Origin of the sequence: Pseudomonas nabeulensis (assembly GCF_004682045.1) — a bacterium.
GTDB lineage: Bacteria > Pseudomonadota > Gammaproteobacteria > Pseudomonadales > Pseudomonadaceae > Aquipseudomonas > Aquipseudomonas nabeulensis.
Window position 1 is genome coordinate 1 of record NZ_QUZT01000048.1, and the last position, 25,468, is coordinate 25,468.

General features: G+C 62.0%; 16 protein-coding genes. 11 read left to right on the plus strand and 5 right to left on the minus strand.

Features of this window, described 5'->3' with window-relative positions:
• Positions 1-32: 32 nt before the first annotated feature.
• Entirely contained in the window at positions 33-4,892 is a 4,860-nt protein-coding gene (locus tag DYL61_RS22020) for an NAD-glutamate dehydrogenase (protein ID WP_135310076.1), read from the minus strand.
• 297 nt (positions 4,893-5,189) lie between these two features.
• Here DYL61_RS22020 and DYL61_RS22025 point away from each other — a divergent pair, with 297 nt between their 5' ends.
• The 11 genes from DYL61_RS22025 (at position 5,190) to DYL61_RS22080 (ending at position 21,080) form a co-directional block, all read left to right on the plus strand.
• A complete protein-coding gene (locus DYL61_RS22025) occupies positions 5,190-5,543 on the plus strand; it encodes a hypothetical protein (RefSeq protein ID WP_135310077.1) in 354 nt (117 codons plus the stop codon).
• A gap of 110 nt (positions 5,544-5,653) precedes the next feature.
• The gene (locus tag DYL61_RS22030) at positions 5,654-8,026 is read left to right on the plus strand and encodes a S8 family peptidase (protein WP_135310078.1); all 2,373 of its coding nucleotides are present in this window, start codon (positions 5,654-5,656) and stop codon (positions 8,024-8,026) included.
• Positions 8,027-8,195: 169 nt separating this feature from the next.
• Entirely contained in the window at positions 8,196-9,155 is a 960-nt protein-coding gene (locus tag DYL61_RS22035; RefSeq protein ID WP_135310079.1) for an AAA family ATPase, read from the plus strand.
• A 5-nt stretch (positions 9,156-9,160) separates the two neighbouring features.
• On the plus strand, positions 9,161-10,093 hold the full coding sequence (locus tag DYL61_RS22040) for a DUF58 domain-containing protein (RefSeq protein WP_105698905.1): 933 nt from the start codon (positions 9,161-9,163) through the stop codon (positions 10,091-10,093).
• A complete protein-coding gene (locus tag DYL61_RS22045) occupies positions 10,090-10,584 on the plus strand; it encodes a DUF4381 domain-containing protein (RefSeq protein ID WP_105698904.1) in 495 nt (164 codons plus the stop codon). The genes DYL61_RS22040 and DYL61_RS22045 overlap by 4 nt, the downstream gene beginning before the upstream one ends.
• Positions 10,577-11,665 carry a vWA domain-containing protein gene (locus tag DYL61_RS22050; protein ID WP_135310080.1) on the plus strand — a complete coding sequence of 363 codons (1,089 nt, stop codon included), beginning with the start codon at positions 10,577-10,579 and terminating at the stop codon, positions 11,663-11,665. The genes DYL61_RS22045 and DYL61_RS22050 overlap by 8 nt, the downstream gene beginning before the upstream one ends.
• Positions 11,662-13,407: a tetratricopeptide repeat protein gene (locus tag DYL61_RS22055; protein WP_135310081.1), complete on the plus strand. Its 1,746-nt coding sequence runs from the start codon at positions 11,662-11,664 to the stop codon at positions 13,405-13,407. The genes DYL61_RS22050 and DYL61_RS22055 overlap by 4 nt, the downstream gene beginning before the upstream one ends.
• Positions 13,404-15,044 (plus strand): BatD family protein, encoded by a 1,641-nt coding sequence (locus DYL61_RS22060; protein WP_135310082.1) that lies wholly within the window; start codon positions 13,404-13,406, stop codon positions 15,042-15,044. The genes DYL61_RS22055 and DYL61_RS22060 overlap by 4 nt, the downstream gene beginning before the upstream one ends.
• A gap of 569 nt (positions 15,045-15,613) precedes the next feature.
• Positions 15,614-16,855: an exonuclease SbcCD subunit D C-terminal domain-containing protein gene (locus DYL61_RS22070; protein WP_135310083.1), complete on the plus strand. Its 1,242-nt coding sequence runs from the start codon at positions 15,614-15,616 to the stop codon at positions 16,853-16,855.
• Positions 16,852-20,490 (plus strand): AAA family ATPase, encoded by a 3,639-nt coding sequence (locus DYL61_RS22075; RefSeq protein WP_135310084.1) that lies wholly within the window; start codon positions 16,852-16,854, stop codon positions 20,488-20,490. Before DYL61_RS22070 ends, DYL61_RS22075 begins: the two co-directional genes overlap by 4 nt.
• Positions 20,487-21,080 (plus strand): glutathione S-transferase, encoded by a 594-nt coding sequence (locus DYL61_RS22080; RefSeq protein ID WP_135310085.1) that lies wholly within the window; start codon positions 20,487-20,489, stop codon positions 21,078-21,080. The genes DYL61_RS22075 and DYL61_RS22080 overlap by 4 nt, the downstream gene beginning before the upstream one ends.
• Positions 21,081-21,209: 129 nt before the next feature.
• Here the strand turns inward: DYL61_RS22080 and DYL61_RS22085 are convergent, their stop codons facing one another.
• The 4 genes from DYL61_RS22085 to DYL61_RS22100 form a co-directional block, all read right to left on the minus strand.
• On the minus strand, positions 21,210-21,389 hold the full coding sequence (locus DYL61_RS22085) for a hypothetical protein (RefSeq protein ID WP_135310086.1): 180 nt from the start codon (positions 21,387-21,389) through the stop codon (positions 21,210-21,212).
• A gap of 156 nt (positions 21,390-21,545) precedes the next feature.
• A complete protein-coding gene (locus tag DYL61_RS22090; RefSeq protein ID WP_135310087.1) occupies positions 21,546-22,721 on the minus strand; it encodes a lactonase family protein in 1,176 nt (391 codons plus the stop codon).
• Complete coding sequence (locus DYL61_RS22095; RefSeq protein WP_135310088.1) at positions 22,708-23,004, minus strand: DUF5629 family protein; 297 nt, start codon at positions 23,002-23,004, stop codon at positions 22,708-22,710. Before DYL61_RS22095 ends, DYL61_RS22090 begins: the two co-directional genes overlap by 14 nt.
• Before the next feature lie 79 nt (positions 23,005-23,083).
• Positions 23,084-25,459 (minus strand): efflux RND transporter permease subunit, encoded by a 2,376-nt coding sequence (locus DYL61_RS22100; protein ID WP_135310089.1) that lies wholly within the window; start codon positions 25,457-25,459, stop codon positions 23,084-23,086.
• Positions 25,460-25,468 lie beyond the last annotated feature (9 nt).

Consider the following 25,468-nt stretch of genomic DNA (forward strand, 5'->3'; position numbering starts at 1 on the left):
GGGGCTTGTTGTTTTAACGCCAAAAGCTGTCGTTACAGCACCGACTGCCCACTCAACGCCAAATCCAGCAACTCCCGGTTGGCCACTGCATACATGGCGTAGTCCGTGCCGACGGCAGCACGAATTTCCACCATCATCGCCACCCAACGATCGGCCATGTCCTTGTGCTGCTCAAGCCACAGGGCCACGCGGGCTTCCATGTCTTGTGGCGCGTCGGCCATTTGCAGGACGGAGATGGTGATCGCACGCTGCTGCCAGTCCACATCGTCGCGGAATGCTTCACGGGCCTGGGCCTGCCAGTTGTTGGCCACTGGCAGATCACTGATCTGCTGCAGGTACCACGGCAAGTCCAGGGCGCTGCCGACGGCGAAGTAGGCCTTGGCCACTTCGGCGGCGTCATGCCCGGTGACGTCGGCGGCTTCGATGATCGGCAGCAAGGTGTACAGGTGAGTCGTACCTGCCACCATGCGCGCCAACAACTCCGGCACACCGGCTTCGGTGTATTTGCCGTAGCGGTTCTGCCAGCCTTCGCGGGTCGGGCCTTCCAGCAGTTCGTCGAGCTTGAGGCCCAGCGCCGCCAGGTGCGGACCGAAGTGTGCGGTGTCGCGACCGGCGTCCTGCTCGTTGCGACGGCTGCGCAGGAACCAGCGTGTAGCACGGCGGCCCAGGCGCATCAGCTCGTCCATCAGCTCCAACTGCACGTCAGCGGAAACCTGGTGGTCTAGGGCTTCAATCTGACGGAACCAGTGCGGGAGGTGGAAGATGTCGCGCACGATCACGTAGGCGCCCGCCACGTTCGCCGGGCTCATGCCGGTGGACTCTTTGAGTCGTTGAACGAAGGTGATGCCCATGTGGTTGACCAGATCGTTGGCGATCTGGGTGCTGACGATCTCGCGCTTGAGGCGGTGACGACGCATCGCCTCGCCGAACTTGGCCACCAGACTCGGTGGGAACGCGGTCTCCATGTCACGGGTCAGGTAGTCGTCATCCGGCACCAGGGACTTGAGCAACGCTTCCTTGAGGTCGATCTTGCTGTAGGAGATCAGCACCGACAGCTCCGGACGGGTCAGGCCCTTGCCGGTCGCGGCGCGCTCGGTGAGCTGCTCCTCGGTCGGCAGGTACTCGATGGCGCGGTCCAGCTTGCCACGGCCTTCCAGATCGCTCATCAGGCGCTTGTACTCGGCCGCACGCTCGTAGGCACGGCGCGCCGCCAGGGACAGGGCCTGGGTTTGCTTGTAGTTGTTGCCCAACACCAGGTTGCCGACTTCGTCGGTCATGCTCGCCAGCAACTGGTTGCGTTGCTTGTCGGTCATGTCACCGGCCTGCACCACTTCGTTGAGCAGGATCTTGATGTTCACTTCGTGGTCGGAGCAGTCCACGCCACCGGCGTTGTCGATAAAGTCGGTGTTGGAGCCGCCGCCATTGAGGCCGAACTCCACACGCCCCAGTTGGGTCATGCCGAGGTTACCGCCCTCGCCCACCACCTTGCAGCGCAGCTCGTTGCCGTTGACGCGCAACGCGTCGTTGGCCTTGTCGCCCACGTCGGCATGGCTCTCGCTGCTGGCCTTGACGTAAGTACCGATACCGCCGTTCCACAACAGGTCAACCGGCGCCTTGAGCAAGGCGTTCAGCAGTTCAGTCGGGGTCAGCTTGTCGGCCGAGATGTCGAAGCGTTCTTTCATCTGTGGCGAGATGGCAATGCTCTTCGCGCTGCGCGAGAAGATACCGCCGCCTTCGGACATGATGCTGGTGTCGTAGTCGGTCCAGGCCGAACGCGGCAACTCGAACATGCGCTGGCGCTCGACGAAGCTGGTGGCCGGGTTCGGGTTTGGATCGATAAAGATATGCAGGTGGTTGAACGCCGCGACCAATTGCAGCTTGTCGGACATCAACAGGCCGTTACCGAACACGTCACCGGCCATATCGCCGACGCCGACCACGGTGATGCTGTCTTCCTGCACATTGATGCCGCGCTCACGGAAGTGACGCTGCACACCGACCCACGCGCCCTTGGCGGTGATGCCCATTTTCTTGTGGTCGTAACCGGCGGAACCACCGGAGGCGAACGCATCGCCCAGCCAGAAGCCGTAGTCGATGGCGATACCGTTGGCGATGTCGGAGAAGGTCGCAGTGCCCTTGTCCGCGGCCACCACCAGGTACGGGTCATCGTCGTCATGCCGCACGACGTTGGCCGGTGGCACCAGGGCGCCGTCTTTCAGGTTGTCGGTGATGTCCAACAGACCGGAAATGAAGATGCGGTAGCAAGCGATGCCCTCGGCCGCAATCTCGTCGCGGGTGCCGCCCAGTGGCAGGCGACGCGGCAGGAAGCCGCCCTTCGCACCCACCGGTACGATGACCGAGTTCTTCACTTGCTGGGCTTTCACCAGTCCAAGCACTTCGGTACGGAAGTCTTCTTCACGGTCGGACCAACGCAGGCCACCACGGGCCACGTTGCCGAAACGCAGGTGCACGCCTTCGACACGCGGCGAGTACACGAAGATTTCAAACTTCGGCACCGGCTTGGGCAGCTCAGGGATCGCACGCGGATCGAACTTGAAGCTGAAGTACGACTTGTTCTGGCCGTTGGCGTCGGTCTGGTAGAAGTTGGTGCGCAGGGTGGCCTTGATCAGGTCCAGGTAGCGACGCAGGATGCGGTCTTCGTTGAGCACCTGAACATCGTCCAGCGCAGTAAGAATCGCTTGCTCCAGGCGTTGCTGCTTGTCTTCCAGGTCGTCGGCGGTGAGCTTGCGCGCCAGGTAGAAGCGAGTCTTGAACAACCGGGTCAACTCTCGGGCGATGTCGGTGTGGTTGTTCAGGGTGCTGGCGATGTAGCCCAGGTCGAAGCCCAGGCGGATCTGTTTCAGGTAGCGGGCGTAGGCACGCAGCAGCGCCACATCGCGCCACGGCAGGCCAGCAGTCAGCACGAGGCGGTTGAACGCATCGTTTTCGGCGTCGCCATGCACGATGTGCACAAACGCGTCCTGCAGGGTGTCGTTGAGCTGCTGGATATCCAGGTTCACGCCTTCGGCGGCGATGAACGCAAAGTCATGGATCCAGAACTCTCGGCCATTGGCGTGACGCAGGCGGTACGGGAACTCACCGAGCACACGCAGGCCGAGGTTTTCCAGGATCGGCAGCACGTCGGACAGCGCCAGCGGGGTGTCAGCGTGGTAGAGCTTGCAATGCAGCTCACGCTGGCCGGAGACCTGGCCCAGCGGCTGGTAAAAGCTCATCACCAGCGGGTTGGCTTCGCTCAGGCTGTTGAGGTGTTGCATGTCAACCACGGCCGAATGCGCAGCAAAACGCTCGCGGTAACCCGCTGGGAAGCCTTTCGGGAAGTCGGCCAGCACATTGGTGCCCTGGGCTTCGCCGAAGCTTTCAATCACAAGGCTGGAGTAGTCGTCCTGCCAGCTGCGGCAGGCCTGCACCACTTCTTTTTCCAGTTGCAATGGGTCGATATCGATGCGGTTTTTCGGGTCGACCCGCAAAATCAACTGCACACGGGCCAGCACGGACTCGGAGAAGAACGTCCAGAATTCACAGTCCGAGGCTTTCAGGCGATCCATCAGCACTTGCTGGATCTTCTGGCGCACTTCGGTGGAATAGATGTCACGCGGCACGTAGGCCAGGCAGTAGCAGAAACGACCGTACGGGTCTTTGCGCAGGAACACGCGGATCTTGTTGCGTTCCTGGATCTGCACGATAGACATCACGGTGCTGAACAGCTCGTCCACCGGGGTCTGGAACAGATCGTCGCGAGGCAGCACTTCAACAACCTGGGCAAGCTCCTTGCCCAAGTGCGCCTTGGCCTGGAAGCCCGAGCGACGTTCGATCTCGGCCACCTTGCGGCGGATGTAAGGAATCACGCGCACGCTCTCGCCGTACACCGACGAGGTGTACAGACCCATGAAGCGATGCTCCTTGATGACCTTGCCGTCGGCGCTGATCTCACGGATCGACACATAGTCCGGGTAAGCCGGGCGGTGTACGCGGCTCGGGTGCGCAGCCTTGGCAAACGACAACACGGTCGGTTCACGCAGGTACGCCACGGCGTAATCTTCGATACGCAGGTCGTCGGCCGTCAGGCCGGCGCGCAGCAGTTTGGTCAGGCCGAGGAACGACTTGGCGTCATATTCGATATGACCGCCTTCGTTATCGTCACGGACCACGAATTCTTCATAGCCGAGGAAGGTGAAGTGGTTGCCCACCAGCCATTCCAGGAAGTTCTTGATCTCGGCTTTTTCTTCGCCGTCGATGGCAAATTTGCTCGCATCGATACCCGCCAGCAGGTCCTGGACCTTGGCTTTCATCGGCTCGAAGTCGGCCACGGCCACGCGCACTTCGCCCAGCACCTGCTCCAGCTCTTTGCTCAGCACGTTCAGTTCGGCGGCGTTGGCGCAACGGTCGATTTCCAGGTACATCAGCGATTCTTGCAGGATACCTTCGCCCTGGGTGCCTTTGGGCAGGATCTCCAGCAGCTCGCCCTTGGCGCCACGGCGGACGCTGAGCACGGTGGTTTGCAGGGTGTGGATGCTGTAGCCGCGACGGTTCAGCTCGGTGCGGACCGAGTCCACCAGGAACGGCAGGTCATGGTGCAGCACTTCGACGGCGGTGTGGGTCGACTGCCAGCCATGACGTTCGTAATCGGGGTTGTAGACCCGCACTTGCGGTTGGGTGTGGTCAAAGCGCTCAAGCAGGCGCCACGCAGAGAGGGTGCAACCGGCCAGGTCGGAGAGGCGACGCTGGGTCAGCTCGTCCAGGGAAATGATGCCGAAGAATTGTTCAGCGAACAGCGCCACTTGTGGCAGTGCCTGTTCACTGATGTGCTGCGCCAGTGCCGCTTGCAGTTGATGCTGGAAGTCGGCCTTGCTGGCTGCGGTGAAGAACGCCATCTGTGGTACTCCGCTTGGGCTTGTTATTGATGGTAGCGCTGGGCAGCTTAACGAGTGTGGGAAGCCAGCTGCTTGCGGTGCTGCGACATATTCGGTCATCGGTACGCAGGCGTAGGGTTGCAACTTGGGCAACCCGTATTTTCAAGTACGTAAACCAGCTATTTTCTCTCCCGCGAGTGCTAAAAATGACCGATTCAGGGTGCAAGGTCATGCACCGCCTCTGACAGAGAATGAAGCATAAAATTCGTCACAGTGGCACAATTGTCGCGTTTCACCCTCTCCAAGACAGGACTCCCCATGCTGCAACTGAAAACCGACGCCCTGATGGTCACCCCGTGCGACGACGAAGAAGACAACATGGCCATGCTCTGCTGCCACGGCAAGAACGGCGAGATGTTCATGCTCACCCGTTACCCGGATGAAGACGAAGTCGAACTGACCTGGGACTACGAGCCCTCGACCCTCGATGGCCTGAAGATCACCCTGAGCGACACGACCCTGAGCGTGGAACTGGCCGCCGGGGATGCCGACGCGTTGGGTGGCAAGGATCATTTGGAGATCACGCACAACACCGCCGCGTCAGACTTGGCCGAAGTCGAGGAGACCCTGCAAAACATCCTCAAGGGCACCGGTACTTATAGTCGGGCCTGAACATCGACCGTTCGTCCGTACTGTTATTTCTAACAGTATGCAGAATGGGTAATTGCGCCTTTGCTGATGATTGAAAAACCAGCCGTAAGATCAATTACCCAGGTATCAACATGAAACCGATGAGCCATTCCTTGAGCATCGCGTTTTTATGGGTGGTTTTATTTCCTCTACCTGCCCTGTCTGCGCCGCCTGGCTACACGACCCTGACGGTGCTACTCAAACCCGAGGGGCAAAATAACCCGTCGAACAACATCACCCCGCTCACCAACCTCAAGCGGTTGGCGCCAGGCCTGCAGCCGTTGATCCCTGCTTCAATGACGCGTAGCCCAATGGACTTGCAGGCACTGCAACGCCATCGGCTGGATCGTTACTACACCGTCGATACCCGCTCGATGAGCCTGGCACAGGCTCAGGCATTAGCCGCGCAACTTAAAGCCGACCCCGGCGTTGAAGACGTTCAATTTGAACCCATCGTCGATGGCATGCATGGCGACAACGGCATAGCGATAGGGCAGCCGTCAGCGCGAAACATCCCTGACTATACGGGTCGGCAACATTATCTCCTCAGCCAGGCACCCGTCGCCCCCTACAAGATCGGTGGCGTCAACGCCGTTGAGGCCTGGAACATACCCGGTGGCAAAGGTCAGGGCATGCAGGTGATCTCCTCGGAAATCGATCACTGGTCCTACAGCCACCGCGACCTTATACAGCCCTACCTGGAAATCCAGCACCCGACTAACCCGGCGACGGTCGGTTCTCATGACACGGCAAGCGCGGGCATAATCGCTTCGCGGGAAAATGGCTTTGGTACGACCGGGATCGTGCCGGAGACAGAACTCGGCTTCATGGACTGGGGACAAGACCGCCTGATCCAGTTAGCCGGGCTTTTAAAGCCGGGCAACGTGGTACAAATTGGCGTGCATTATCGCAGCGGCGCAATCCCGCAAATAGGATGTGCAAATGACTGCTTCCTGCCGGTTGAATCCAACCCAGTTGTACGCGACACCATTGCTTATATGACGGAGGAAAAAGGCATTCATGTGGTGATCGCCGCGGCCAACGGAAACATCGATTTAGACGCCCCTTACTTCAAGGACTTCTACAATCGCAATGTATTCGACTCGGGCGGCATCTACGCAGGGGCCGTCGACCCGAAGACGGGGCTGAGGGCTGGGTTTTCAGAATATGGCAGCCGTGTTGATCTATTCAGTTGGGGCAATGACGTCACAAGCACAAGCTATACCCCACAAAACCCGAGCACTGCCTATACCCAGACATTCAGCGGCACCTCCGCAGCCAACCCGATCATTGCGGGCGTTGTCGCTGCCCTGCAGGGCGTGGCATTTGCCCATGGCCTTGGCCCCATCCCGCCCAAGGCGCTGCGCGAGATCCTGGTCAAGACGGGCTATCCACAAATCAACGGCAATAGCACCGAGATCGGCGTCCAGCCCGACTTGAAAGCGGCGATCAACAAATTGCTCGCCGACCATGTGGGTCAACCACCCACCGGGCGCCTGGCAATCCCCGACACGACGGGGTCGGGAAGTACATTCAGTGCTCGGGTCTACGCAGAGTCACCGTCCAACAAGCCGCTGACTTATCGCTGGGACGCGCAAGCATTCACGCCCCAGACAGGCACTGATCCACAGATGACGTTCAGCGCAAAAACCGTGGACAGTGACACCCCAACGCCGATCACCGTTGAAATCTTTGACGGTAAACACCGCACCGTCCTGACCGAACACATCACAGTCAAGGCCCCACCGATCACCGCCACCCTGGCCGCACCGGATACCGTCGTCGCCGGTGACCCGGTGCCGGTTCGGGTCGAGGCCCGCAGTTCGACCGGCAAGCCATTGAGCTATGCATGGGCACGCTCAGCATCTTTACTTGGCTCCGCCGGCAATACCCCCGCAGTGACGTTAACCGCTGCACCGGTGACCAGCGAGGTGCGAGCGACGGTCAATGTGCGCGTCAGCGACGGCGTCGACACCCTGCAAACCCCCACCGAAGTCATCACCATCCGCCCACGCCAGGCAACGCCGCCGCCCGAAGCCAGGATTACCGGCGCCAATACCGTAGAGATCGGCAAGTCACTGGCCCTGTCCGCCAGCACCTCTGCGGGCAACGACCTGCGCTATGCATGGACAGCGCCGGACTTTACCCCGGCATCCTCGGCACAGGTTGCGCCAAGCTTTACTGCCCCGGCGACGGCTGGCCCGCGCAGCATTACGTTGAGGGTCACTGATGCCACCAACCGCACGGCAACCGCCAGCCAGTTGGTCAATATCACAGCCCCGGCGCCCGGCAACTGCGGCAATATCCCCCCATGGAGCGCCACCAAAACCTATTCGACTTACGCCGAGCAAGTGGCCTACAACGGCAAGGTCTACAAACAGAACTTCTGGAATATCAACAAGCCACCCGACATCAACTCAGCCCAATGGGGCAAGGAATGGCAGCTCGGTGTCGCGTGCCCGTAGTCGCGGCAAATCGCCCCATCCTCCCTCGCGCAAAGGCTGACCGGGTGCAAGTCCCGGCACTTTGCGCGAAAAGCCGTTAGTCGCCAGCCCCCTCGATGCATTAAAGTAGGCGCCCCAGTCCAGGCATTTCCCACGATGCCCGCGCTTATCTTTCCAGGAACCGTCATCGATGGAACATCGTGAAGCGCTGCTCGCGCTGCGAACCTTTCTTTCTTCGCAGATTCTCGGCCAGGAAAAACTCATCGATCGCCTGCTGATCGCCCTGCTCGCCGACGGCCATATGCTGGTGGAAGGCGCGCCGGGGCTGGCCAAGACCAAAGCCATCAAAGAGCTGGCCGAAGGCATCGAGGCGCAGTTCCATCGCATCCAGTTCACCCCCGACCTGTTGCCCGCCGATATCACCGGCACCGAGATCTATCGTCCGGAAACCGGCAGCTTCGTCTTCCAACAAGGGCCGATCTTCCACAACCTGGTGCTGGCGGACGAAATCAACCGTGCCCCGGCCAAGGTGCAATCGGCGCTGCTGGAAGCGATGGCCGAGCGCCAGGTCAGCGTGGGGCGCAGCACTTACGACCTGTCGCCCCTGTTCCTGGTGATGGCCACGCAAAACCCCATCGAGCAGGAAGGCACCTACCCGCTGCCCGAAGCCCAGCTCGACCGGTTCCTGATGCACGTCAAAATCGGCTTCCCGGACGCTGCCGTCGAGCGGCGCATCCTGCAACAGGCCCGTGGTGAAGCGCTCAACGGCGAAACCAAGCCCGAGCGCCGCGTCAGCCAGCAAGCGATCTTCGCCGCGCGCAAGGAAATCCTCGGCCTGTACATGGCCGACGCCGTGGAGGAATACCTGGTGCAACTGGTCATGGCCACGCGCACGCCGGCCAAGTTCGACCCGGAAATGGCCGAGTGGATCGCCTATGGCGCGAGCCCGCGCGGCTCCATCGCCCTCGACCGCTGTGCCCGCGCCCATGCCTGGTTGGCCGGTCGCGACTTTGTAAGCCCGGAAGACATCCAGGCGGTGCTGTTCGACGTGCTGCGCCATCGCATCATCCTGTCGTTCGAAGCAGAAGCCGCCGGCATCGACCAGGACCGTGTGGTGCAGCGCATTCTCGACGTCGTTGCCGTCGCTTGAGCCCCATGAACGCAAGCGATGGCATCCGCGTCAGCCTCAGCGAATTGATCGAGATGCGCCATCGCGTGCGTGAAGTGCAGTTGTTTTCCACGCCCAGCCAGCGCAGCCCGCTGATCGGCCTGCACCACTCCAAGCTGCGCGGGCGCGGTGTGGACTTCGACCAGGTGCGCGTATACCAGGCCGGTGACGACGTGCGCACCATCGACTGGCGCGTGACCGCTCGCACCCAGGAACCCCACACCAAACTGTTCCATGAAGAACGCGAACGGCCGATCTTCATCATGGTCGAGCAAAGCTGCCGGCTGTTTTTCGGCTCGGGGCAAATGTTCAAGTCGGTACTGGCGGCCCAGGCGGCGAGCCTGATTGGCTGGGCCGCGCTGGGGCATAACGACCGCGTCGGCGGCCTGGTATTCGGCGACAGCGAGCACTACGAGATCAAACCCCGACGCAGCAAGCAAAGCCTGCTGCAATTGCTCAACCGCCTGGTACGGGTCAACCAGAGCCTGAACACCGAAAGCCGCCCGGAAGCTGACGCCCTCGGCATGGCCCTGCGCCGTGGCCGCGAAGTGCTGCGCCCCGGCAGCCTGGTGATTGTGATCTGCGACGAACGCGCACTGACCGAAGGCGCCGAACAGCAACTGAGCCTGCTGTCACGCCACTGCGACCTGCTGCTGTTGCCTGTCTCGGACCCTCTCGACCACGCCCTGCCTGCCGCCGGGCTGCTGCGCTTTGCCGAACGTGGTGCGCAACTCGAACTGGACACCTTGAACTACGATTTACGCCAGGCCTACAAAGCCCAGGCCGAAGCGCGCATCGCCCGCTGGGAATTGCTCGCGCAGAAACTGCGGGTATTGCTGATGCCCTTGAGTACCCAGAGCGAAATGGTCGAGCAACTGCGCGAGTACCTCAACCCGCAACGCCCGGTTAAAAAGCAATGAGCAGCCTCGATCAACTGCAACCGCTGATCGCCCCGCCCGCCATCGGCTTCTGGCCACCTGCGCCCGGCTGGTGGCTGTTGTTGCTGCTGATCCCGCTGCTGGGTTGGGGCCTGTGGTCACTGCGCCGTTTCTTGCCCGTACGCCGCCCATTGGCCCGCGCCGAGCAACCGCTGGACCCGCTGCGCATCGCCGCCCTGGCGGAACTGGCGCTGATGCCCAAGCCCTATGACGGCGCGCCTGCCGGTGCCTGGCTGCAGCAACTCAACGGCCTGCTCAAACGCCTGTGCCGCAACGACTACCCCTACAGCCAGAGCCACACCCTCAACGGTCGCAAATGGCTGGCGTTCCTCGATAACCGCTGCCCCGCCGCCGGCCTCACGCGCTGGATGGTGCTGGTGGAAGGCGCCTACAAACCCGAATGCAAACTCGACGACAAGGCCATCGCCGGCCTGACCCAAGCCGTCGACACCTGGATTCGCAAACATGTTTGAGTTCGCCTGGCCGTGGATCTTCGCCCTGCTGCCGTTGCCCTGGCTGATGCGCCTGCTGCTGCCAGCCGCCGATAGCGGCGAGCCGGCGCTGAAAGTCAGCTACCTCAATGAGCTCGAGGGCCTGGCGCGCCGCCGTGCCCGCGTCAACCTGCCGGGTTGGCGCCAGCAAGCGCCCTTCGTGGTGCTGTGGCTGCTGCTGTTGACCGCCGCCGCACGCCCCGAATGGCTGGGCGAACCGTTGCCGATTGCCGCCAGTGGCCGTGATTTGCTGGTGGCCGTGGACGTGTCCGGCTCCATGGACTTCCCCGACATGCACTGGCAAGACGAAGACGTCAGCCGCCTGAGCCTGGTGCAGCACCTGCTCGGCGACTTCCTCGAAAGCCGCGAAGGCGACCGCGTCGGCCTGATCCTCTTCGGCAGCCAGGCCTACTTGCAAGCCCCGCTGACCTTCGACCGCCGCACTGTGCGCACCTGGCTGGACGAGGCGCGCATCGGCATCGCCGGCAAGAATACCGCCATCGGCGACGCCATCGGCCTGGCCCTCAAGCGCCTGCGTCAGCGTCCGGCGCAAAGCCGCGTGCTTATCCTGGTGACCGATGGCGCCAACAATGCCGGGCAGATCGACCCACTCACTGCTGCGCGCCTGGCCGCCGAAGAAGGCGTGAAGATCTACCCGATCGGCATCGGCGCCGACCCGGAACAAACCGGCTCCCTGGGCATACTGGGTGTCAACCCGAGCCTGGACCTGGACGAGCCGGCGCTCAAGGCAATTGCCGAGGCCACCGGCGGGCAATACTTCCGTGCACGCGACGGTGAAGAGCTGCAAACCATCAAGCAAACCCTCGACAAACTTGAGCCGGTCGAGCAGCAACCCACCCGCGCACGGCCAGCTCAGGCGTTGTACAGCGCGCCACTGGCCCTGGCGCTGATTTTGAGCATGCTGCTGGTGATCCAGGAACGCTGGCCGAATAACGCGCTGCAACGCACCTTCGACAAATGGACCAGCAAGGGCATCTTCCTGCAACAGCACCCCGAATGGCGCCAGCGCCTGCAACGCCTGCGTTTGCGGAGGCGTCGATGATCGACCTGTGGCCGCATTGGTTCCGTCCCTGGTGGTTGTTGCTGCTGCCCCTGCTGGGCTGGTTGCTGTGGCAGCTGTGGCACCGGCAAAAACGCGCCGGACGCTGGCAGGTGATCCTGCCGCCAGCCTTCCATGCCGTGTTGCTCAGTGGTGGCAATGGCCGCGAAAGCAAATCGCCGTGGGTGGTGCTGGGGATCGCCTGGCTGCTGGCCGTGCTCGCCCTGTTGGGTCCGAGCTGGCAACGGGTCGAGCAGTCCAGCCAAAAGCCCTCCGACCCGCTGGTGGTACTGCTGGAGCTGACGCCGGAAATGCTCGCCACCGACAGCCCGCCCAATCGCCTGGAGCAAGCGCGGCGCAAGTTGTATGACTTGCTGCAAGCACGCAGTGACGCGCAAACCGCCATCGTCGTGTATGCCGGCAGCGCCCACACCCTGGTGCCGCTCTCGGATGATTTGGGCACCAGCCGCAACCTGTTGGAAGCGCTGCGCCCGTCGATCATGCCCGAGCCCGGCCATCGCGCCGACCTGGCGGTGGAGAAAGCCCTGGGCTTGCTCAAGCAAGGCGGCCTCGGTCAAGGCCGCCTGCTGTTGATCGGCTCTTCCCTGTCCAAGCAGGAACGCCAGGGCATTCGCCTGTTGCTCCAAAGTGCGCAATCACCGGCCTTGTCGATCCTCGGTATCGGCAGCCGTGAAGGCACGCCAGTGACCCAGGAAAGCGGCGAGTTTCTCAAGGACGAGCAAGGCGCGATCCTGGTGCCGCGCCTCGACAGCCCGACGCTCAAGGCCTTCGCCAGTGAAATGGGCGGTCGCTACCGTGCCGCGCGCCTGGACGACAAGGACCTGCGCCAGCTCGGTGTGCTGGATCCCCCGCAATCCATGCGCAACGACGGGCAACTGCTGCACCTGGATACCTGGGCCGACCAAGGCTACTGGCTGCTGCTGCCCTTATTATTGCTTGCCGCATGCGCGGGTCGCCGGGGCTGGCTGTTTTGCTTGCCGTTGTTGCTGCTGGGCGCGCCACAATCCAGCTATGCCTTTGAATTCCAGGACTTGTGGCTGCGCCCCGATCAACAGGGCCAGTACCTGCTCAAGCAAAAACGCCCCGCCGAAGCCGCCGAGCACTTCCAGGACCCGCAATGGCAAGGTGTAGCGCTTTACGAAGCGGGCAACTACGCCGAAGCCATCAAGCGCTTCGCCGAGGGTGATGACGCCTATGCTCACTACAACCGGGGTAACGCCCTGGCCAAATCAGGTGAGCTGGAGGCGGCCATTGATGCCTACGAACAGGCCTTGGAGGCCCAGCCAGACTTGCAACCGGCCCTGAAAAACAAGGCCCTGCTGGAAACCTTGCTACAAGAGCAGGAGCAGGCCCAGTCCGAGCCGGACACACCGGCAAAAAACGAGGATGACGAAACCACCCAACCCGGCCAAACTGCGCAACCGGGCGCCAGCGGGCAAAGCACCCAGGCAGGTGAGCAATCGTCCCAAGGACAAGGCCAGGCCGACACCGGCACTGCTCAAACAGGTGCGACCTCGCCAAACGGCAGCAATGACGTACCGGGCAGTGAACTGGGAGACGAGCAAACCACTACCCCGCCCCTGCGCCCCAGCGATGCCAGCCTCGACGGCGAACACCGCCAGGCCCTGGAACAATGGCTGCGGGAGATCCCGGACAACCCCGGCGAACTGCTGCGCCGCAAATTCTGGTACGAACAGCAACAACATCAGGACAAGACTCGATGAGCCGCCGCACCACTTTACTGCTCTTGCTCGCGTTGTCGGCCGGTCACGCCCAGGCGGCGAACCTGGTCGCCAGCGTTGACCGCAGCCGCCTCAATTCCGGGGAAACGGTAGAGCTGACGGTGGAATCCAACGACGTGACACTGTTCGGCAAGCCGGACCTGTCACCGCTGGACGCGCAATTCGAAGTCAGCGGCACCCGGCAGATCAACCAGCTCACCACTCTGGGCGGCGATAACCACGCGACCACACGCTGGATCATCACCCTGCTGCCCAAGGAAAACGGCACGGTCGTCATCCCCCCCCTGCAAGTGGGTGACTACAAGACCCAACCCATCAGCCTGCAAGTGGTCGAGACCACCAGCCAGAACACCAACGCGGAACTGGCACCGGTGTTTATCGAAGCCAACCTCGACCAGACCGGCGTGTACGTGCAGGCCCAGGCGCTGTTGACCGTGCGGGTGTACCACTCGGTGTCGCTGTATGACGACAGCAGCCTCACGCCGTTGCAGATTGCCGATGCGCGGGTCGAGCAACTGGGCGAATCGCGCACCTACGAGAAGGTGATCAACAGCATTCGCCACGGCGTGATCGAAACTCGCTACGCGATTTACCCGCAGCACAGCGGCACCCTGGAGATCCCCGCGCAAACCTTCAGCGCGACACTGGTGGAACCCCGTCCGGCCCAGGACAACACCCTGCAAGGCACCAAGCCCGGCAAATTGATCCACGTGAGTTCGGCGCAACTGCCGTTGACCGTCAAGCCCAAGCCGGCGGTGTATCCCGCCGACGCCGCGTGGCTGCCGGCGCGCAGCCTGACCCTTACCGAAAGCTGGAACCCGGAGCCTGAGCATGTGCAGGTCGGCGATTCCCTGACCCGCAGCCTCACGGTCAAGGCCGAAGGCCTCTCCAGCGCGCAACTGCCGGCCTTGCCTAGCGCGGAAATCAACGGCCTGCGCCGCTACCCGGACCAACCCGTACTGGGCAACCAAACCAATGACCGCGGCCTCACCGGCAGCCGTGAAGACCGCGAAGCCCTGGTGCCCAACCGCGCCGGTGCGGTGGAACTGCCTGCCGTGGAAGTGGTGTGGTGGAACACCCACGAGGACCACCTGGAACGCACCAGCCTCCCGGCCCGCACCCTGCAAGTAGTGACCAACCCGAGCCTGGTGGTGGACACCCCCGCCACGCCGACCGTCATCACCGCCCCCGACGACAGCCGCCTGTGGCTGTGGCAACTGAGCACCCTACTCCTGGCCTGCACCACATTGCTGGGGTTCGGCCTGTGGTGGCGTGCACGCTGGCAACCCGCCGTGCTGCGCGCCGCCCAAACCGGCCCGAGCCCGCGTACGTTGCTCGACGACCTCAAGCGCGCCACCCAGGCCAACGACCCCCAGGCCACCCGCCAGGCCCTCGACGCCTGGGCGCGGCAACAGCCGGAAACCCTCGCGGACATGGCCGCGCGGTATATCCCCTTGTCCGATGCACTGGATGAGCTGAACGGCGCGCTGTACAGCGAAACCGGCCAATACTGGCTGGGCGAAGACCTGTGGCGGGCGGTCAAATCCATCCCCATGGCCGAACGCGAACTCGACCCGGCCACCGACACCACCAGCCTGCCGCCGCTGTATCCCAAATAACGCTACTTCCCACACACCACAAAACCCTGTGGGAGGGGCGGTGCGACGATTCGACTTGCCCCCGATGGCGGCGGGTCAGTTATAAATTCACTTGCTGACACACCGCTATCGGGGGCAAGCCCCCTCCCACATAGGGCGGCTGTACGCGGGCAGACTTCGGTCTGGCCGAGTGCTCCTACTAATCCGGTATCTCACCCCGCACATAGCTGCCACCTTTTGACGTGTGAGATCGGCAAAAGAATGGCTCCAAACCCAGCCGGCACCCAGCGTGACAAAGCCCTCACCACCGCCCACCTGATCGACATGGCCAGCACCTTGTCCAGCCGCGCCCTGGACTGCCTGCAACCCCAGGCATAACGCACGCTCACAAGCACTATAAAACCCTGTGGGAGGGGGCTTGCCCCCGATGGCGGTGGGTCAGTTATAGATGTACTCGCTGACACACTGCTATCGGGGGCAAGTCGAATCGTCGCACCGCCCCTCCCACATTTTGATCTGCGTCGCCTGGGGCTATGTGTGTCCATTCCGGGTAAACTCCCCTCCTTTTCATCTTCTCCACGGAGTTCGCCTTGCGTCTGTTTCACACCTCCGACTGGCACCTCGGCCAAAACCTGCATGGCCAGGAACGCGATTACGAACACGCCGGTTTCCTCCACTGGCTGCTGGGCCAATTAAAGGAACACGCCCCGGATGTGTTGCTGATCGCCGGCGATATCTTCGACACGGTCAACCCGCCGCTCAAGGCCCAGGAGCGGCTGTATGACTTCATCATCAGCGCCCACGAACAAAACCCCAAGCTGACCATTGTGATGATCGCCGGCAACCACGATTCCGGTTCACGCATTGAGCTGCCCGCACCGTTGATGCGCCGTTTGCACACCCATGCCCTGGGCCGCGTGCTGTGGCTGGACGACGGCCAGTTGGATGCCGAACGCCTGCTGATCCCGCTGCCGGATGCCAAAGGCAAGATCGCCGGTTGGTGCCTGGCGCTGCCGTTTTTACGCCCGGCGGAAGTCACCGGTGCCCAGTTGGGCGACGATTACCTGCGGGGTATCGGCCAGGTGCATGAGCAACTGATCGCAGCCGCTAACGCCAAACGTAAACGCGGCCAGGCGCTGATTGCCATCAGCCATGCGCATATGGCCGGCGGCTCGGTGTCGGAAGACTCCGAGCGCAGCCTGATCATCGGCAATGCCGAGGCGCTGCCCGCCAGCCTGTTCGACCGAAGTGTCGCCTATGTCGCCCTCGGCCATTTGCACAAACCGCAAAAGGTCAATGGCGAAGAGCGCATTCGCTACAGCGGCTCGCCCATTCCGCTGTCGTTTTCCGAGATCGGCTACAAGCACCAGGTGCTCGACGTGCTGTTCCAGGGCGAACGGCTGGTCGGTATCGAGCCGCTGCTGATTCCGCGCTCGGTCGACCTGCAACGCCTGGAGGCCGCGCCCCTGGCCGATATCCTCGCCGCGCTGGCCGAACTGCCGGACGTCGACCTGCTCGCCGAAACCCAGCGCCACCCCTGGCTGGAAGTGCGCGTGCGTCTCGACGAACCGCAACCCGACCTGCGCCAGCAGATCGAAGCCGCCCTGCAAGGCAAGGCCGTGCGCCTGGTGCGCATCGCGGCCGAATACGCAGGCACCGGCAGCCGTGAAGACGACAATGACGAGCGCCTCATCGAACTCGACCAGCTCACCCCCCAAGAACTGTTCAGCCGCGCCTGGCAGGACAGCTACGGCAGCGAAGTGGATGAACAGACCTTGAAGGACTTCGCCGTGCTGCTCCAGGAAGTGCAACAGGAGGACGAACAGCCATGAAGATCCTCGCCATCCGCCTGAAAAACCTCGCCTCCCTGGCCGGCCCGTTCGAAATCGACTTTACTGCCGAGCCTTTGGCCAGCGCCGGTCTGTTCGCGATCACCGGCCCTACCGGCGCCGGTAAAAGTACCCTGCTGGACGCCTTGTGCCTGGCGCTGTTCGGGGCCGTGCCGCGCCTGGGCGATACCGGCCAAGCGAAAATGCCTGACGCCGACAGCGATATTTCCATCGGTGACCCGCGTACCTTGCTGCGCCGTGGCACCGGCGGCGGTTATGCCGAAGTGGACTTTGTCGGCGTCAGCGGCCGTCGCTACCGCGCACGCTGGGAAGCCAACCGCGCCCGCGACAAGGCCAGCGGCAAGTTGCAGAACAGTCGGCAAAGCCTGATCGACCTCGACAGCGATCAACTGCTGGCCAGCCAGAAAACCGAATACAAGACCCAGCTGGAACTGGCCCTCGGCTTGAACTTCGAACAGTTCACCCGTGCGGTGCTGCTGGCCCAGAGCGAGTTCAGCGCCTTCCTCAAGGCCAACGACAACGAACGCAGCGAGCTGCTGGAAAAGCTCACCGACACCGCGCTGTACACCCAGCTCGGCCGCCGTGCGTTCGACAAGGCCAAGGACGCCAAGGACGCGCACAAACAGCTGCAAGACCAGGCCACCGGCGTCGTCCCCCTGGCCCCGGAGGCACGCGTTGAACTGGACCAACAATTCAACGAAGCCCAGCAACAGCTCAAGACACAACAAGCCCAACTCAAGCAATTGGAGTTGCAGCACACCTGGCTAAAGGAACTGCGCGAATGGCAAGAGCGCCAGCTCAGCGCCACCGAACAACTCCAGCGTGCCCAAGCCGACTGGGACAGCCAGGGCCCGCAACGCCAGGACGTGAGCCGCCTGGAACAGTTGGCGCCGCAACGTCACCACTTCGCCCGCCAGGCAGAACTGATCAGTCTTCTGTCGCCCTTGGCCGAGCAGATTCAACAGCACATTGAGCAACAAGCTGCGCTGAACACTCGCCAGGAACAGGCCCAGCAACAGCAAGCCAGTGCACACACCGCCCTGGCCGAAGCGCTGAAACAGCAAAGTGAGGCCGCGCCTTTGCTGCGCCAGGCGTTCGACGAGCAAAGCACCCTCGCCCACTTGACCAAGGATCTGGCCAAGCGCACCGAGGACCAAACACAACACGCCAACGCGTGCACCGAAGGCCAGGCCCTGCTCAATGGCTTGCTGGAAAAACAAACCCAGGTCGCCGAACGCTTGCAACGCTTGGCCACCAGCCTTGAACGCAGCGCCGCCCTCGCCCCGTTGAGTGATGCCTGGACTGTTTACCGCGAGCGCCTGCAACAGCTGATGCTGATCGGCAATCGCCTGAACAAAGGCCAGGCCGAACTGCCGCAGTTGGAGGAACGCTCCACCGCTGCCGCCGAACGTTTCACCCAGCAACGCGACGCCCTGGATTTGCTGTACCAGGAAGCCGGCGCCGAACCCCATGCCGTCGCCGAGCAGATCCAGTTGCTGGCGAGTCTGCTGCAAGACAATCGCAAGCAGCAACGCGCCTTCGAAGACCTGACGCGCCTGTGGGACAACCAGCGCCAACTCGATCAACACGCCGCCGCCCTCACGCAAAAGCTGGCCGATGCCCAGCGGCAACGGGACACACTCAACCAGACCGGTCTGCAAACCAAGGCCGAACTGGCCGTCGCCGAACAAACCCTGACGGTGACCAAGCAACTGCTGGAACGCCAGCGTTTGGCCCGCAGCGCGAGCGTCGAAGAGTTGCGTGAACAGTTACAGGACGATCAACCATGTCCGGTGTGCGGCAGCCATGAACACCCGTATCACCAGCCCGAGGCCTTGCTGCAAAGCCTTGGTCGCCATGACGACACCGAAGAGGCGACGGTGCAGAAAGCCGTCGACACCCTCAAGGAAAAACTCACCGAGCTGCGGGGTGAAGTCGGCGGACTGATTGCCCAGCAAAAGGAGTTCCTGCAACAGCAGGAACAACTGGCCGCGCAACAGCAGGCGCTGGCCCCGAGCCTCGATGCACATCCGCTGTCCGCCTCCTTGTTCAATCAGGAAGCGGCCAAGCGCAGCGACTGGCTGGCCCAGCAGCTCGGCCAACTGACCCAGAGCATCACCCAGGACGAACAACGCCAGGGCGCCCTGCTCAACCTGCAACAAAACGCCGGGCGCTTGCAGCAACAACTGCAAGCCGCCCAGGACGCCAGCCAGCAGGCGCGGCAATTGCTGGTGGACCAGCAACGCGAACTGTCCAACGACCGCGAGCGCCTGGACGAAGAACTCAATGCCTTCGCCAGCCTGTTGCCCGCCGAGACCCTCGACGGCTTGCGCCACGAAGCGGCGGCGACCTTCCTGCTATTGGACCAACAGGTCAGCCAGCGTCTTGAGCAACTGGGGTATCAACGTGACGAACTGGCCGAGCAACAGGAGCGCCAGCAAGCCATCGAGAAACAGCAGACCCACCAGCAGCATCGCCAGCAGCAACTGGACGCGTTGCGTGTGCAAGTCAGCGAACTGGCGACCCAGCAACAGGCCGCCCAGGACAAACTCAGCGCCTTGCTCGGCGAACACACCAGCGCCGAACAGTGGCAGCAACACCTCGATCAGGCGGTGACTCAATCCCGCCAAAGCGAGGTCGATGCCAGCCAGCAGTTGCAGGACACGCGCAATGCGCTGATCCAGCTGGCAGCTGACCTCAAGGCCCGGCAGGAGCGCCAGCACGCGCTGCACACCGAGCAACTGAGCCTCGACACACGCATCCGTGAGTGGCGCGCCCTGCATCCCGAATTGGACGATGACGGCCTCACCCGCCTGCTGGCCTTCGATGACACGCAGATCAGCGCGCTGCGCCAGCAACTGCAACACAGCGAGAAGGCCGTCGAACAAGCCAAGGTCCTGCTGCAAGAACGTGAGCAACGCCTGGCCGAGCACCAGGCCTTGCACAATGGCAACCTCGAAGCCGAGGCATTGGACAGCACTCTGGCCACGCTCAACCAGCAATTGGCCGACGGCGAAAAACACGTTGCCGAACTGCGCGCACGCCAGTCCGAAGACCAGCGCCGCCAGGACGCCAACCATGCCCTCGCCGAGCAGATCACCAAGGCCTACGACGAGTGGCAGCGCTGGGCGCGTCTCAATGCGCTGATCGGTTCGGCCACCGGTGACACCTTCCGCAAGATCGCCCAGGCCTACAACCTCGACCTGCTGGTGCACCACGCCAACGTGCAATTGCGCCAACTGGTGCGGCGCTACCGCCTCAAGCGCGGCGGCAGCATGCTGGGGCTGCTGGTCATGGACACGGAGATGGGCGACGAACTGCGCTCGGTGCATTCGCTGTCCGGCGGCGAGACGTTCCTGGTGTCGCTGGCATTGGCCTTGGGCCTGGCGTCGATGGCCTCCAGCACGTTGAAGATCGAATCGCTGTTTATCGACGAAGGTTTCGGCAGCCTGGATCCGGAGTCGCTGCAATTGGCCATGGACGCCCTGGACGGTTTGCAGGCCCAGGGCCGTAAGGTGGCGGTGATTTCCCACGTGCAGGAAATGCACGAGCGCATCCCGGTACAGATCCAGGTCAAGCGCCAGGGCAATGGCTTGAGTACGTTGGAGGTCAAGTGAGCGAAGCGCTGCTCTATTCGTTCCGGCGCTGCCCGTATGCAATGCGCGCACGGCTGGCGTTGCGCTATTCAGGCGTGCCAGTGCATATCGTCGAAGTGAGCCTCAAGGCCAAGCCAGCCGAGATGCTGGCGCTGTCGCCCAAGGGCACGGTGCCAGTGCTGAGTGTTGAGGGGCGAGTGATTGAGGAAAGCCTGGAGATCATGCAGTGGGCGTTGGCCCAGCACGATCCGGACGATTGGTTGCTGCAAGGTGACCCCGCGGTGCTGGCGTTGATTGCCGAGAACGATCACGGCTTCAAACATCACTTGAATCGATACAAGTACGCCGAACGCTATCCGGAGCAGCCGATGGAGCACTATCGGGCCGAGGGTGAGGTGTTTTTGCAAAAGCTGGAGGGGTTGTTGGCCGAGCGGGATTACCTGCTGGCAAACCACCTGACCCTGGCGGATGCTGCACTGGCGCCGTTTGTGCGTCAGTTTGCCCATGTGGATCGAGTGTGGTTCGCCGGTACGTCGTATCAGCGGTTGCAGGCTTGGTTGGAGCGCTTCTTGGAGTCGCCGCTGTTCATTGCAGTAATGGCAAAACCCTAAGAACAACACAGATCCAATGTGGGAGGGGGCTTGCCCCCGATAGCGGTGTGTCAGCCATGGATGTGTCAACTGACACTCCCTCATCGGGGGCAAGCCCCCTCCCACATTTGGATCTCATTGAGCTCCGGATCAGTGCTGGGCCTTGTGATCCAGGGCTGCATAAAAGTTGGCACTCTGTTGCAGGTATTTCTGGGTGTAGGCACTGGTGCTGGATTTTTTACCGGCAACGTCCACGCTGGCAGCGGCTGGCAGGGCCACGGTGGCGGAAACAGCGGAAGCGGCGATGATGGAGAAGAGATTCAAGTTCATGTCGGTAACCCTTGTGTTCGTTTGATTGAGTGGCCGGGGAAGGCCTTGGAACCAAACTTACGCCCGAGGGTTAATCCTTAGAAATGCTTTGAAACAGTAGCCGCTATTAATGGAATTAATAGAAAGGGTCAGGCCCCGCACTGCGGGGCCTGTGGCTTATTGACGCACCAGGAACTTGAGGTCGCTGGGGGCATCGATGGCCAGTTTCTGCACGGTTTTACCGAGCAGGCCGGTCTTGGGGTCACGTTCGACCACCACGATTTCATTGCTTTTCTGGTTGGCGATCAGCAGGAACTTGCCGCTCGGGTCCAGGCTGAACTCCCGTGGGTGGTCACCTTCCACCGAACGGCGTTGCAGTTCCTTGAGGTGCGCGGTGGCCGGGTCGATGCTGAACACCAGCATCTGGTTGGCCGTGCCACGGTTGCTCACGTACAGGAACTTGCCATCGCTGGACGCATGCAGCGCCGCGCCAGCCTTGTCAGATACCGGTTGGCCGGCAGCGAAGTCCACCAGTTGGGTCTGGCTGAGCTTGCCATCGTGGTAGTCATACACCGCGACCTGGGCGCTCATCTCGGTGGTCAGCCAGGCATGCTTGCCATCGGCGCTGAACAGCAAGTGCCGTGGACCGCTGCCGGGTGGCAGTTGCACCGAGGCAGGGTTGGCCGCCGTCAATGGCAGTTCGTGGTTGGCCTTGGGGTCGTAGTGGTAGGCAAACACCTTGTCCGCCCCCAGGTCCTGCACAAACACGTACTTGCCATCCGGCGACGACACCACCGAATGCACGTGGTTGGACGCCTGGCGCTCCGGGTTCACGCGGCTGGCCGGATGTGCGCTCAACTGCACCGGTGGCGACAGTTTGCCCGAGGCATCCACCGGCAATACCGCCAGGCTGCCGCCCGGGTCTTCCAGCACCGAGTAGTTGGCGACAAACAAGTAACGCCCATCAGCGGCGAGGCTCGAGTGAGTCGGCTCGTTGCCCAGGCTCTGCACCTGGTTGATCAGGGTGAGCTGATGATTCTGCGGGTCGATGCTGTAGCTGCTGACGCGGCCCACCGGGTCTTTCTGGCCGGGGCCGTTCTCGTTGACCACATACAGGTGCTTCTGGTCTTTGGAGAGCGTCAGCCAGGACGGGTTGGCCGCCTTGGCCGCCAGCACCGGCTGGCCTTCGAACTTGCCGGTTTGGCTATTGAATTGCAGGCGGTAGATGCCTTCGCTGGTGCCGGCGGTGTAGCTGCCGACCAACAGTTCATGGGTATCGACCGGTGCAGCCTGCACCGACATCGCGCCGACACTGCCGGCCATCAGCAGGGGCCAGAATTTACGCATCATCATCCGCTTCGTCCTCGTCGTTGTTATTGTCGCCCTTGATCGCGCTCAAACAGACTAGACGGTGTTCGCCGTCTTCGTTACGCAAGAGCCAGCTCTGCAAGCTGTCGTCAAAGGTGGCGGCATTCAATTGTTCTGGACTGAACTTCCAACGCTTGAGTTCCCGGCCATCCATGCTTTCGATCAGCAGGTGCTGGTCAAAAGTGAAGTCGAAGGCGTGCAGCCCGTTGATGATCAGCATGTCGCTGTCGTTCAGGGCGTTGCTCAGGTTGGGTGATGCATCGGTCATGATGTGAAGTCACTGCGGGGGAAAAGACACATGATAGGTCAATTCCCCCGCCGTGCCTCGCGGCAATGGTCTAAATCGATCAATGCGCGAACAGTGAGTTGCCCTTCTGCCCCGCCAACTTCTCCGGTTTGATCAGGAACCGCGCCAGCGCCGGCAGCAGCCACAGCGCGCCGAACATGTTCCACAGCAGCATGAAGGTCAGCATCAAGCCCATGTCGGCCTGGAACTTGATGGCCGAGAAGATCCAGGTGCACACCCCGATCGCCAGGCACAAACCGGTGAACAGCACGGCTTTACCGGTGGACTTGAGCGTCTGGTAATACGCCTCTTGCAGCGGCAAACCGGCGCGCAGGAAGCTTTCGAGGCGGCTGTAGATGTAGATGCCGTAGTCCACGCCAATCCCCACGCCCAGCGCCACCACCGGCAAGGTCGCGACCTTGACGCCAATGCCCATGAACGCCATCAATGCGTTGCCCAGTACCGAGGTCAGCACCAGTGGCAACACGATGCACAGGGTCGCCGCCCACGAGCGGAAGGTGATCATGCACATGGTGGCCACGCACAGGTACACCAGGATCAGGATGGTCAGCTCAGACTCTTTGATCACCTCGTTGGTGGCCGCTTCGATCCCGGCGTTGCCGGCCGCGAGGATGAACTCCAGGCCCTCCCGGTTGTTCTCCTTGGCAAAGTCCTGCACCGCATGCACTGCACGGTCGAGGGTCTCGGCCTTGTGGTCGTTGAGGAACACCAGCACCGGCGCCAGCGAACAATTGTTGTTGTACAGGCCATCGGCACGGGCAATGGAGTTGTTCAGCACGTCCGGGTTACGCGACAGGGTTTCCCATTTCAGGTTGCCCTCGTTCATGCCCTTGATCATCTGCTTGGACACGGTCACCAGCGAGATCGCCGACTGCACGCCCTCGGTGTTCTGCATCTTCCACATCAGCTGGTCAATCGGCGCCATGGCCTCATAACGCGAGCAGCCTTCGGCGTTGGTCTTGACCATCACCACCAACACATCGGAGCTGGTGGAGTAGTTGCTGATAATGAAGTTGTTGTCCTTGTTGTAGCGCGAGTCCGGACGCAGTTCCGGCGCGCCTTGGTCAAGGTCGCCGATCTTGAGGTTCTGGCTGTACCAGAGGCCGCCACCAAAGGCGACCAGGGCCAGGAAGATCGACACCGGCGCAACTTTCGGGCTGGCAAAGTTCGACAGCAGGCGCCAGAACGAATGCTCGCGGTTCGCGTCTTTCTTGCTCTTGGCGATGGCCCGCTTGCTGATGCCCACGTAGGAAATCGCCACCGGCAACAGGATCAAGTTGGTGAACACGATCACCGCCACACCGATGGACGCACCGATGGCCAGTTCGCGGATCACGCCGATGTCGATGATCAGTAGCGTGATAAAGCCCACGGCATCCGCAAGGATCGCAATCATGCCTGGTAGGAACAGTTGGCGGAACGTGCGCCGCGCAGCGGTCAGTGCGTTATCGGCCTCACTGGATTGCAGGGCGATACCGTTGATCTTCTGTACGCCGTGGGAAATGCCAATGGCAAAGATCAGGAACGGCACCAGCATCGAATACGGATCGAGACCAAAGCCGAAAAAGTGCATCAGCCCGAGTTGCCAGATCACCGCCACCAACGTGGTGCTCAACACCGCAATGGTGCTGCGCAGGCAGTGGGTGAACCACAGCAGCAGGATCAGGGTGATGACGAAGGCGATGCCGAAGAACATCACCACCATTACCAGGCCGTCGATCAGGTCACCGACCTTCTTGGCGAACCCGACGATGTGGATCTTGACGTTGGGGTTCTGCGCTTCGAACTTGTCGCGGATCTTGTCTTCGAGTTCATGGGAGAACTTGCGGTAGTCCAGGGCCAGCAACTTGCCCTGATCCTGCGGGTCCGGGTAGGACTCCAACAATGGGATATCGACGATGCTCGACTTGAAATCGTTGGCCACCAGGCGCCCGACCTGGCCGGACTTAAGCACGTTGTTGCGCAGTTGATCGAGGCTTTGCGGTGAGCCGTTGTAGCTTTGCGGGATCACTTCACCGCCGGCAAAGCCTTCTTCGGTGACTTCGGTCCAGCGTACGCTGGGGCTCCACAGCGACTTGAGGCCCGAACGGTCGACGCCGGAGATGTAGAACACCTCGTCGTTGATCTGGCGCAGGGTCTCCATGTATTCCTTCGTGAAGATGTCGCCGTCCTTGGCCTCCACCGAGATGCGCACCGTGTTGCCCAGGTTCGCCAGGTCATTACGGTGTTCCATCATCTTTTCGATGAAGGGGTGTTTCAGGGGGATCATCTTTTCAAAGCTGGTGGACGGGCGAATCAACGTCGCCTGCCAGAACAGGAAAATGCTCACCAACAGGCAGATCACGATGACTGCCGGGCGGTTGTTGAAGATCAGGCGCTCAAGAAGGGTCGCTTTATCGTTGTGATGACTGCTCATTCTGTCCCC